Here is an 11,765-nt window from a genome sequence, read left to right on the forward strand (position 1 = left end):
CTATAAATCTTCTTCCACACTATCGAGTTTCAGCTTATCGCTGTCATCACGCTTTTCGTAATATTGTTTTCGCAAGGGGTTGGCATGTGCTTCCTTATCGCGCAGGCGATTACGGAATACATCGATAGCCACATAAATAGCCTGACGGAAAGAGTCCGCACTGGCCAATCCTTTTCCTGCAATATCATAAGCAGTGCCATGAGCCGGTGAAGTACGTATCACAGGCAATCCGGCAGTATAGTTCACACCTTCATCCATTGCCAGTGCCTTGAACGGAGCCAATCCCTGATCGTGGTACATGGCAAGCACTCCATCGAAATGAGTGAAATTACCTGAACCCATGAAACCGTCAGCCGGATATGGGCCATAGCACAATATGCCTTTTGCAGCCATTTCTTTCAATGCAGGAATAATAATCTCTTCCTCTTCTTTTCCCAGCAATCCTTCGTCGCCCGCATGCGGGTTCAGAGAAAGCACAGCTATACGTGGTGCACCGATAGCAAAATCCTGCTTTAATGAATGATTGAAGATAGCTAATTTCTCCTGTATCAGTTCTTTCGTTATAGTCGATGCAATCTGGCTGACAGGAATATGCCCTGTAACCAAAGCCACCCGAAAATCATCTTTCATCAGAATCATCAGTGACTTGGCACCATCGCCCAGACGTTCTTCTATATATTCCGTATGACCGGGAAATGCAAAAGTCTCCGACTGAATGGTATGCTTATTGATAGGAGCAGTAACAATCACATCGACCAGTCCCTCCTTGTATTCTTCAATAGCTCTTTCCAGTGCTCCAAGTGCAGCTTTTCCGGCTTCGGGATCTGCTTTCGAAAATTCCACCTTTACTTCATCATCCGTACAGTTCACTACGCTCAGACGATTATGAACCGCTTCTGCAGCAGAGTTCACGATACTGAAGTTTGTCGGCAAATCGAGTGACTTACGATGATAAGCAGCCACTTTAGGCGAACCATAAATAATAGGTGTACACAGTTCCAACATAACAGGGTCAGAGAATGTCTTCAATATAACCTCATAACCCACGCCGTTTATATCTCCTTGTGTAATGCCGACTCTTATTTTATTATCTTCCATTTTTCAATATATATATCATTTTTAGATGAGGATGCGTCAGGAGTCCCAGTGATAACTTTTCATCCGCAGATTACGCGGATTACACAGATTCATTAAAATCCCAATCTGCATTATCCGCGTAATCTGCGGATGAAAAATATTTCTTCAATAATGATTCTCCTTATACATTCAATATTATTTTTCTTGATCAGCAGTTTGAACTTGCTCTTTCTTCACCCCCAATGGTATCTCTGCACCTGTCTGCTTATCACCCGGAAATCTCAATGTATAAAGAGATGCTTCCATCTGACGCATTAGATTGCGTTTCAGTTTATCAGGTGAATAAATGAAGGCTTCTACAACAATGATACGCTGGTTCACCGGGTCCAGACGCATGTGCGATACATACGGACCACCCATAAAATCACCTTTCATACGCCACAAGCCACGAGCTTCCAGTGCATATTCTCCTTGAATATTGAGAGGACGTACATCAGTCATCAAGGTATCAGTAGCCATATACATACCTTCCTTAGCTCCCGGAATGTTAGCTTTCATAACAGAGTCACGCATCTGCACAAAATATTCCTTAGTAAAAGTATTCTTGTCTCTATAAGGGAAAGAGTAAATGACAAAGTTCTGATCAGCAGTAGCTGCATTCGTACCTGCCCAGAAGAAATTCTCTCCTTGCTTGGTAGAAGAAAGCTCTGCCGGCACCCATACATCACAATCAAACATACTCTTAACCTTCGTAGACACATAATCATTATGTTTCCTTTCCAGCTGTGCAATCTGACGATTCATCTCCGCACGGGTAAAGAAATCAATAATGGTCTGTTTGTTTTCCGTCACAAACGTTTGGAATGAAGCTTCATCAGGAGCCTGTATCGTCAGGATAGTCTGCGGAGATGCATATACATCCTTCGCATATTTAAATTTAGGCTGAGTATAAATATCCTGCACATCAGCAATGATAATATTGCGAATCAGCTTTAATGTAGCATCATAATTTGCCGGAGAAGTGTACATCATGCGGAATGAACGCTCAGACTGGGGAAGCCCCGGTACATCCGTATCAAGTACATCATAAAGCGCCCTACCGGCAGGACGTTCCCACATAGCTGGATCTACTACTACCAGGATTTCATACGCACGACCACTTGAAGTCGCACCAAACACGCCCTTCTTACCGCTACTACATGCGGAAAAGGCTATTGCTACAAGAGCTAAACTTAGATAAAACAGGTGCTTTCTCATATACTTACCAGTTAATGTTTTTACAAAACTACGAAGAATACGTATATCATCCGAGCCAAAGTTAATAATTTATATTAATTCTTGTTTATTCTCTTCCTGTTTGGCAGTAGAAAGCATACCACAGGCAGCGAATATATCTTCACCTCTGGAAGCACGTATCGTAGTAAACAAACCGTGGGAAGTCAGGTAATCACGGAGTTTAGTCATCGTTTCCATATCCGCCCCTTCCAGGTCTACCCCGGGAATGGCATGAAAACGAATAAGATTGATACGGCAATCCAGTCCGCGCAAGAGTTTCAATAATTCTTTAGCATAAAGCAACGAATCATTCACGCCCTTAAAAACAATATATTCAAAAGATAGTCTGCGCTGTTTACTAAAATCATAGTTTTTTAACAAGTCTACCATTTCTGTAATGGAGAAAGCCTTCTCGGCAGGCATCAACTCCCGGCGCTGCAAAGCAACCGGAGAATGTAGGCTGACGGCCAGATGGCATTCAGATCCCTCTATAAAGCGCTGAAAACCTTTACGCAAACCAACGGTAGAAAGAGTAATCCGTTTAGGACTCCATCCATACCCATAGGAAGCAGTCATAATTTCCAAAGCTTTCAGTACCTCATCCAGATTATCCAGAGGTTCTCCCATACCCATCATTACCACATTGGTCAGCTTGTCCCTTTCAGGGAGAGAATTGATCTGATTAATAATTTGGTTGGCAGTCAGGTTAGCGGTAAAGCCCTGCTTACCTGTCATACAGAATTTACAATTCATCTTGCATCCCACCTGGGACGAAACACAAAGTGTGGCACGGTCTTCATCCGGAATGTAAACCGCTTCAACAAAATGTTTATCCCCTGCCCGATACAAGTATTTCACCGTACCATCCACCGAGCGCATAGCTTCCACTGGTGCATCTGCTCCCACTTCATAGACATCTTTCAGGAGGTCCCGGTGTTTTAACGACAAGTTGGTCATGTCATCTATGGAATTCACTTTCTTGTCATACAGCCATGAAGCTATCTGCTTAGCGGCAAATCCGGGCATTCCCAGTCTCTTCACCGCCTCTTGCAATTCAGTGAGTGTTAGTCCTAAAAGAGTTTGTTTCGGCATAATTATCTATCAATCTATCCAATTTATCTTTGCAAAGGTAGGAATAAAGTTGCATAAAGGCAATTACAGACACAGAAAATGAGATACAGCCCCTAAAGAAAAAGCCGTCTGATATTACATCAAACGGCTTTTCTTATATTATTATTCTGTAAATTCTTAGAAGAACAAATAACGACTGTCTTTCACATCAGCCTTCAGATACAGGTCGTTGAGGAACTGACTTGCCATGCGGGCATGCATATTCTGCAACGTAGCTTCTTCTGTTTCCTGGTTGAAAGTCTCATTCAACTTTTCTTTAGCATACGGCTGAAGAACGAATACACCGCCATTACCTTTAATCGGAGCACTCAGTTTATTCAGTTCAGCAATAGATGCATAGGCACCTACCAACGGTTCGCTGGCACGTAATGCCGGAACATAAGCAGGAGCTGCAAAAGTTACGTGCTTCACAGAGTCGCTTACTGCTTCAGCCATAGATTTGTATTGGTCGAATGAAGTTGCACCGGCAGCTTTCATATCAGCCATAATCTTCTCAGCTTTCTTGTCACGAATCAATTCCAGTCTCAGTTGGTCTTTTACCAAAGCCAATGGACGATAACCTTCCGGAATAATGGCAGACACACCTACAACCAACATACGATCACTTTCACCACATTCATACAAACCGGATACTTCACCTGGTTTTGCAGAGAAAGCCCATCTCAAAGCTTCCTTAGTACCTCTGATACTACCGATACCATGTTCAGAGCTATACAGGTCATTTCTATCCAACAGTTTATATCCTGCATCTTCAGCGTTAGCTACCATCTTTTCCAAAGTTGGATTAGCAGCGATAAACTGACTGAAATCATTGTATGCTTTGCTATAAGTTTCCTTGCTGAATTCTACCGGACGTTTGATAACAGCCACTTTATATTTATCTTTAACAGCCTTCTTGTCCATTACCTGTAAGATAATGTTTGCCTGTGCCAAAGAAAGGTTAGCCATTTCATTCTTACCAAGAGTAGTAATTGTATTCACATACTTCAGATTGTCACCATCCAACTGCGCACCTTCATAGTTAGCAGAAGAAATCCAGGTAGACTCACCAGTTTGACCATACTTCTTAGCAATCTCTGCAAAGTCGGCACCACCCTTGATGGCTGTGTAGATACTGTCAGCCAAAGCCTTTGTCTTAGTAGCATCTTCAGCCACTACCTGTATCTGGCGATACTGAATAGAGTCCGGCATAGAGGCTGTAGCCAATTTCTTGAATGAATTGATTGTATTGTCTGTTGCATTGTAATAAGGACCATATACGCCACCTACGGAAACAGAGTCCAAACGAGCAACTACATCAGTAGGCAATGCTTTAGAAGTATAATACAAATCAATATAAGGAACTTCTGAGCCCGCTGCACGAACCAGAGTAGAATAATCACCCGGAGTACCTGCAAGCTGTTCTGTATATTCCACAACTTCCTCTTGGATAGCATTTCTATCTTCAGGACTTGCAGTTACCTGTACATCAATGAACTTGATGTTACGGGTTTCTACATATTGTCTGAATTGTTCTTTCTTCTTGTCGTAAGCAGCTTTCAGGTCTGCATCTGTGATGGTTATAGTTGAATCTTCAATAGAAGAATAAGGAATAGCAGCCAACAACAAATCTGATTGATCTACTCTTGCATCAAAAGCAACCTGAGCTTCTACCGGATTAGAGAAAAGAGACTTGGAAACCAAAGCCTGATATTTCTCAGCCAGACGATTCTGAATCAGCTGTTTTTCCAAGAAAGACCAGAACTTGTACATAGACTGATAATATTCAGCGTACTGTGCCGGCATCTGGGCTGTATTCATTTTAGAGTAATCCACCAGAAACTTCTTCAACATATCTTTATCAAAAGCACCGGTTTGCGGGTTACGGAACGGAGTTTGTTGCAGCATCGGGTGTACACCTGCATCGATGATTGCCTGAATTTCTGCTTTAGAGACTGAAATACCAAGTTTCTTCGCTTCGTTTTCAATCAACTTATTGTTAACGTAGTTTCTCCAAACCTCATCTTTAATCTGATTGTTTTCTTCATCGGTAAGTGCGCTTGTACCTCTCGAGAATTTCACAACTTCAGTATATTCTTCTACCAAGTTCTGATAATCCTGAGCGGAAAGTGCCTCTCCGTTAACCTCTCCTACATCATGTGACTGGTGTGGCTGCAATACCTTCCAAGCATCTCCTGCGATGAAAGCGAACAGCGCCAAACCAATAACAATCACCAATAAGGGTCCTTTAGACCGAATGTTTTGTAATGTTGCCATTTTAGTTAATATGATTTATTTGTTTATTATTATTTTCTCCAAACTTCATTTTAGCGCACGAAGATACAAAAAATGCTAATACGCATCTATTTATTCTTTAAAAAATTACGCTATTCTGTTATTATTCCACCACTTTCAGGCGTACCAACTCTATTTTTGTGGCCGTAACCTTAATAATTTTAAACTGAAATTTTTCAATCGTCACTACTTCATGCAATTTCGGGAAACTCTGATAACGATTCAGAATCAATCCGCCTACCGTCATATAATCATCTTCTTCCGGTAGATCCAGATTGAATGTCTCATTCACCTTTTCTATTTCCAAACGACCGGAAAGTACATATTCACTCTCTCCTATCTGTTTGCATACATACGAAGTGTTATCATGCTCATCTTCGATATCACCGAATATTTCTTCCACCAAGTCTTCCAATGAAACAATGCCGGACGTACCGCCAAACTCATCCACCACCACAGCAATGGTTTTCTTCTGCTGCATAAACAGCTTCATCAGCTTATGCGCTGCCATTGTTTCGGGCACAATAGGCACCTCCTTTACATTATTTCGCCAATCGGCAGGGTTGCGGAACATTTCAGATGAATGGATATATCCTACCACATTATCTATATTTCCGTCATAGACTATAATTTTAGAAATACCGGACTCCACAAAAAGGCTCTTCAATTCTTCCAGAGAAGTCGTCAGATCCACAGCAACCACTTCTGTTCGTGGCACAATGCAATCACGTATTTTAATACTGGAGAAATCGAGTGCATTCTGAAATATCTTCACTTCAGTATCCAGTTCCTCTTCATCTTCGGCATTATCAATGCTACTCTGAACAAAATAATCCAAATCCACTTTTCCAAAAGCCTTGTCGGACGCCTCCTTGTTGATCTTCATGCCAAACATGCGCAAAAAAAGATAAGACAGTCCCGAAGACAATTGAGATATCGGATATAAAATGACATAACAGATAAGTAACGGGAAAGCACAGACTTTCAACACAAGATTGGGATTAATCTTGAATAAAGTTTTAGGAAGGAACTCACCCGTTACCAGGATAATAAGTGTGGAGATGACTGTTTGTAACAACACTTCCACAAAATCATTGGAGATTAAATCTCCCAGTAAATGCACTTTGATAACTTGCGCCATAAGGATACCATAAATAACCAGCGCAATATTATTACCTACCAGCATGGTAGATATAAAGTTATTTGAATTACGGAAGAAATAAGAAAGGATACGTGAAGTCACACCGTCCTTACGTTCCATTTCAAAACGTAGTTTATCTACGGAAACAAAAGCAATCTCCATACCCGAAAAAAAGGCGGAGAAGGCCATAGTAATCAATAAATAAATATAGGTATCCATAATTTATGGTTTGATACTATCGGTTCGCACACTTCCAGTTTGCACACCGGTTTGCAAGCTATCTGCAGGCGCTGTGGCATCATCATCCACATAGAAAATGCCTTCCGGCTTTCTTATTGTATAAATAGTCATTTGTTCATTGGAGTCAAAGCCATGTCCCGTGATGATCCGGTCAGGCTGCTCAATACGGATAAACTGATCGGAATAGATAGTGTGTTTGTTCTGGTCCCAATATAACAGGTCAGTCTCAAACCTTTCACCTTTCAGATTCTGAATATCCACATTACTCATCAGCTTCCACAACTTTTGCTTCTCATAATAATATGCCGTATCTGCCTTTACACTCGCCTCCACATTGAATACCGAGTCGAATTTCTCCAGATAAACACCTTTTTCGAATGCCCAATAGGGCGGATTTTTCCGGTCAAAGACCAGCCACTCTTCCGTATTGATACGATAACGGGTGACACCGGAATCAGAGATCAAAGTCATGACTCCTTTCGTATCCATCACAGGCAATGAATCACGCTCTGTTATAGCATCTCCCATATCCTTATGACGTCCGGAACAGGCGGAAAATAAAAGAAGCATAACCACTGCCCCACAGGCAATGGTTATGCTCAAGCTTCTACAAAATAGAACGTTACTTCGTTTTGGTAACATATTTATATTTCTTATCGAACCGTTGTGCTTTCACCGATCCAGCCACCTATTGTAACGCGGTCTCCAGCTTTAATACCCAACATAAAGAGGTCTTCAGCTTTCGGTGTATAGCGTGCATACGTTGAAATCAATTCGTTTGCCTTATCAGCTACACTCGGATCTACGGCTTTAGCACGTTGCAACTTATCAATAACAACGAAGTATGTACACTTATTCAAAGCAGACTCGTCATTCCAGTTCGGGCTGGAAGCATAAAGCTGTGCAAGCAAGATATAAGCATCTCCAAAGTTTTCCTTGAAACCGATAGCTTTCTGCAAATAACTTCTGGCCTGTGACAACTTCTTACTATTGAACAAAGATGCAGCAACAATATAACATAACTGAGCCTTCTTTTCAGAGTCGCTTTCAAGACTCAATGCCTCATCAAAGTATTTGATAGCTGTATCAAAGTCACCTTTCTTATATGCCATATATCCACATCCTGTAGCAGCGTCAGCAGTAGGATTGATCTTATACATATAATAAGAAGCTTGGAAGTATGCTTCGCTTTCAGTACATTTCATCATCTTCATGACAGCGATAGCCTTCTTCAAATAAGCAGAGTCCGTTTGATTGGCTTCAACTTTAGGACCATAAATACTTTGCAAAGATTCACAATCAGCAGTACCACTATTGATAAACATGGCTACAAGGTTATCTTTTACTTGTTGCAAAGCCTTTTTCTTATTTGCATCAGGTTCTGCCGTGACAGCATCATCCGCATATTCAGAAGCAGTCAAATAATCTTGAATAAATTGTTCTTTATGATTAGTATCTATTTTCAATTTATTCAAAGACATATCCAAAAAATAGTGCAAAATAGCACCTTCTGAATTTCCTTTTTCCGCATCAACCGATTGTTTAAACCAGTCATAAGCTTGATTAACATCCATTTTAGGAGCTAAGGCAATGTAATCAAGAGCTTTAGCACCCAACGCTCCATCAACACTTGTTGAAAGTTTGGTACCTTTAGCTATAAATTCAGGAATGTATTTTATTTTCAGATCATGTAGTTCCATCAATTCGTCGAAATACTTCTTATAATCCGCAGAATTACGATCTTTGATTTCACTCAGGAAAGCACGGAGGATTTTCTGGCCATCCGTAAAAGTGTAATATCTCAATGTCGGACATGCCTTCAGAACTTCTTTCCACGGCAAATAAGCATCCTTAAAATTATTAGCTCTCACCGCTTCATGAGAAATACTACTGTTCTTATTACAATCTTCAGTCTGTGCGAAAGCGCTGGTTACTCCACCCGAAAGGAGCAAGACAGCTACAAGCGTTTTAATCTTCATTGTATTTAAATTTTAGTTGTTATATTGTCTATTCTTCAATTACTAATTACTGAACTTTACGTTTCCAGAACCATTGTTCATTGAATGTCACGCCAATACAAAGACGTAATGTATTCTCATTCAAAAATCTGCTTTCCGTACCTTGCATTCTCACATATTGTGCTGAAATACTCAATACAGAACGGCTACGCGGCAAAGGCAATCCAAAACCGGCAGTGACTCCATACTCATTCGCAGCACGCGCCCCATCTATCTTATAATAAGGTTTGGAATAATAAGCTCCCAAACGATATTTAATATGTGAAAGATAACTTCTTCCCAACAAATTAGGAACATACTCTGCACCCACAGCAATCTTGGCACGATTACAGAAAACATCCGAATTATTCATAAACGTCGTACTACTCCATTTCTGAAACATAACATCCGCACCCACTGTAAGGCGATCATCATATACATATGTCACACCGGCACCCAATGTCATAGGAATACCCATTGTCAATATTGTATCTTTTTGCGTCGTAGTATACCCCGTCGAAGAATTACCCTTCTGGTTTTGTATATACGCGTCATTATTTAAATCATGTCCCGGTGAAAAAACGACACCTAACGTAGCAACATGCTTCTTGCTGAACTGGTGTGTATATTGTGCACCGAAATCAAGTTTATAGCTTGTAATTTCCATGCCCGTAACCGTAGTCAAAGGCATTACAGTCGAATTAGACGGAAATGACTGGCTACGGGTATGTGTGATATCTCCCCAAAGATACGAAATATTCGCACCAACAGAAAGATTTTTAAATATTTTAAAACCCGCGCCCAAATAAAGTTGGTGTAAACCACCTTCACCAGCATAAGTCGTACTGGCTGAATTCTCCGGATATTCCGTGTTTTCCTGATAACTAGCCATTGTATAACCAACGTTGGAATAAGGCAACAATCCTATACTCATAGCTCCCCATTTGGAAAGGCGGAACTGCATAGTGATATAGTCAAAACTGGAGTTCTTGGCATTCTTTTTAACAGTTCCATCACTGAAGTTGGTATTCTGCATGGAAATCCCCCCATCAAACATAAAAGTCAACGAATCGACCGCCGTATAGGATGCCGGATTCGCAAAATTAGTCTGATACTTGTCACGTAAGCCATAAGCAATGCCACCCATTGCCTTACTATTACCCGACCCTTGGTCTGCCAGCTGTCCGTATCCGTATCGTGTATAGGGAGAATTTGTATTATTTTGAGCGACCGTCGCCCCAGATAATATCGTGAGCAAAAGCACCAAAAGTGTTTGTCTAAATCTTGTCATTATTATAGTTTAAAATTCGATTTAATCCTTTCAACACTAAAAATCTGTCTGCAAAGATGATACTTTTTAAGTTTGTATCAAAAGAAAAATCATCCCCGCCCGTTAAAAAAACCAAAAGTTCAGGATATTTATGTTTCATAGCCATTATGTAACCCGAAATTTCATATTCCATACCTTTCAGCACCCCAGCGCGGATGGCAGTCTCAGTATCCTTTCCCATCGGGAGTTCACGCCCTTCACGCCGCACCAGCGGCAAACGTCCGGTAAACTGGTGAAGTGCACGAAAACGCATTTGCAAACCGGGTGAAATATTCCCGCCGTGATAGCGTCCTTCAGCATCCACAAATTCGTACGTAATGCATGTGCCGGCATCAATCACCAAGATATTTCTGCCAGGAAACTGTTCGTTAGCAGCTACTACAGCCGCCATACGGTCATAGCCCAATGTCTGAGGAGTCTCATACAGATTTTCCACCGGTAGTGGAGTCTTTTCATTCAGCCAGAGTACCGGTATAGGAAGTAATGCTAACTGCGCCAACACCTGTTCGCTCAAGTCTATTACGGTTGCAACAATCGCCTTTTCAAAGTGATATTTATGATAAATATCTTTCAGATGCTCCAAATTCTGTTTGGAGTCATATACCACTTCCAAAAGTGAAAAGCCGTCAAAGACAGCTACTTTTGCTACCGTATTTCCAATATCAATAACGAGATTCACTGAATACTGATTATTTTTCCGGGCGCAAAGATACTATTTTAATTGAATTGGTTTTCTTTTTTCTATCAATATTCGTCATTAGCGTAAAGGAAGTCGAATGCAGCTTGATTATACTCAAATATTTCTTCTGGTTTAAAAAATCTTTTCAACTCCACTTCTGCTGCTTCAAGCGAATCGGAGGCATGCACTATATTCTCCTGGAAACTCATGCTGTAATCTCCACGAATAGTACCGGGAGCAGCCTTCCTGCCGTTGGTGGGACCTGTCAGTGTTCTTACAGCTCCAATCGCATCCACTCCCTCAAAACAACACACAATGACCGGGCATGCCATCATTGAATCCTTCACACGCTGAAAGAACGGCTTTGCACTTAAGTGAGCATAATGCTCATTGAGTATTTCATCCGTCAGCTGCACCATCTTCATACCGGCTAAACGTAAGCCTTTGCGTTCAAATCTATTTGTGATCTCACCTACCAACCCTCTTTGCAGGGTGCATGGTTTCAAAATGACCAGTGTTTTCTCCATCATAATAGTCGATTCTTTTTTAAAGTTATAAAACAACTCTTTCCAAAAATACTACTTTTCCATGAAATACGATCTTCGTTGGGTCTTTTTTATG

Annotated in this window: 10 protein-coding genes; all 10 read right to left on the reverse strand. The window is 41.0% G+C overall.

What is annotated here, in order from left to right:
* The 10 genes from pdxA to ndk all read right to left on the reverse strand — a co-directional run bounded on the left by pdxA (position 1) and on the right by ndk (position 11,674).
* Positions 1-1,098: a 4-hydroxythreonine-4-phosphate dehydrogenase PdxA gene (pdxA, locus tag BACINT_RS19185; protein WP_007666192.1), complete on the reverse strand. Its 1,098-nt coding sequence runs from the start codon at positions 1,096-1,098 to the stop codon at positions 1-3.
* Between the two features lie 174 nt (positions 1,099-1,272).
* The gene (locus BACINT_RS19190; protein ID WP_007666194.1) at positions 1,273-2,334 is read right to left on the reverse strand and encodes a DUF4837 family protein; all 1,062 of its coding nucleotides are present in this window, start codon (positions 2,332-2,334) and stop codon (positions 1,273-1,275) included.
* 69 nt (positions 2,335-2,403) lie between these two features.
* Positions 2,404-3,444 carry a 23S rRNA (adenine(2503)-C(2))-methyltransferase RlmN gene (gene rlmN, locus BACINT_RS19195; protein WP_007666196.1) on the reverse strand — a complete coding sequence of 347 codons (1,041 nt, stop codon included), beginning with the start codon at positions 3,442-3,444 and terminating at the stop codon, positions 2,404-2,406.
* A 156-nt stretch (positions 3,445-3,600) separates the two neighbouring features.
* Positions 3,601-5,739: a SurA N-terminal domain-containing protein gene (locus BACINT_RS19200; protein WP_007666198.1), complete on the reverse strand. Its 2,139-nt coding sequence runs from the start codon at positions 5,737-5,739 to the stop codon at positions 3,601-3,603.
* A 121-nt stretch (positions 5,740-5,860) separates the two neighbouring features.
* Entirely contained in the window at positions 5,861-7,117 is a 1,257-nt protein-coding gene (locus BACINT_RS19205; protein WP_007666200.1) for a hemolysin family protein, read from the reverse strand.
* A gap of 3 nt (positions 7,118-7,120) precedes the next feature.
* Positions 7,121-7,780: an LPS export ABC transporter periplasmic protein LptC gene (gene lptC / locus BACINT_RS19210; protein WP_044155119.1), complete on the reverse strand. Its 660-nt coding sequence runs from the start codon at positions 7,778-7,780 to the stop codon at positions 7,121-7,123.
* Positions 7,781-7,791: 11 nt separating this feature from the next.
* Positions 7,792-9,117, reverse strand: coding sequence for a tetratricopeptide repeat protein (locus BACINT_RS19215; RefSeq protein WP_007666205.1), 1,326 nt, complete (start codon positions 9,115-9,117; stop codon positions 7,792-7,794).
* Positions 9,118-9,163: 46 nt separating this feature from the next.
* Positions 9,164-10,426 (reverse strand): PorV/PorQ family protein, encoded by a 1,263-nt coding sequence (locus tag BACINT_RS19220; protein WP_007666207.1) that lies wholly within the window; start codon positions 10,424-10,426, stop codon positions 9,164-9,166.
* Positions 10,413-11,144, reverse strand: coding sequence for a type III pantothenate kinase (locus tag BACINT_RS19225; protein ID WP_007666214.1), 732 nt, complete (start codon positions 11,142-11,144; stop codon positions 10,413-10,415). The genes BACINT_RS19220 and BACINT_RS19225 overlap by 14 nt, the downstream gene beginning before the upstream one ends.
* Positions 11,145-11,209: 65 nt before the next feature.
* The gene (ndk, locus tag BACINT_RS19230) at positions 11,210-11,674 is read right to left on the reverse strand and encodes a nucleoside-diphosphate kinase (RefSeq protein WP_007666216.1); all 465 of its coding nucleotides are present in this window, start codon (positions 11,672-11,674) and stop codon (positions 11,210-11,212) included.
* Positions 11,675-11,765: the final 91 nt, after the last annotated feature.

Source organism: Bacteroides intestinalis DSM 17393 (assembly GCF_000172175.1).
GTDB classification, from domain to species: Bacteria; Bacteroidota; Bacteroidia; order Bacteroidales; family Bacteroidaceae; genus Bacteroides; species Bacteroides intestinalis.

What these genes read in the sequence shown, in the direction of transcription:
- BACINT_RS19220 (WP_007666207.1), bottom strand. Translation starts at nt 10,426, where the DNA reads ATGACAAGATTTAGACAAACACTTTTGGTGCTTTTGCTCACGATATTA.
- BACINT_RS19190 (WP_007666194.1), bottom strand. Translation starts at nt 2,334, where the DNA reads ATGAGAAAGCACCTGTTTTATCTAAGTTTAGCTCTTGTAGCAATAGCC.
- rlmN (WP_007666196.1), bottom strand. Translation starts at nt 3,444, where the DNA reads ATGCCGAAACAAACTCTTTTAGGACTAACACTCACTGAATTGCAAGAG.
- BACINT_RS19215 (WP_007666205.1), bottom strand. Translation starts at nt 9,117, where the DNA reads ATGAAGATTAAAACGCTTGTAGCTGTCTTGCTCCTTTCGGGTGGAGTA.
- pdxA (WP_007666192.1), bottom strand. Translation starts at nt 1,098, where the DNA reads ATGGAAGATAATAAAATAAGAGTCGGCATTACACAAGGAGATATAAAC.
- BACINT_RS19200 (WP_007666198.1), bottom strand. Translation starts at nt 5,739, where the DNA reads ATGGCAACATTACAAAACATTCGGTCTAAAGGACCCTTATTGGTGATT.
- BACINT_RS19205 (WP_007666200.1), bottom strand. Translation starts at nt 7,117, where the DNA reads ATGGATACCTATATTTATTTATTGATTACTATGGCCTTCTCCGCCTTT.
- lptC (WP_044155119.1), bottom strand. Translation starts at nt 7,780, where the DNA reads ATGTTACCAAAACGAAGTAACGTTCTATTTTGTAGAAGCTTGAGCATA.
- ndk (WP_007666216.1), bottom strand. Translation starts at nt 11,674, where the DNA reads ATGATGGAGAAAACACTGGTCATTTTGAAACCATGCACCCTGCAAAGA.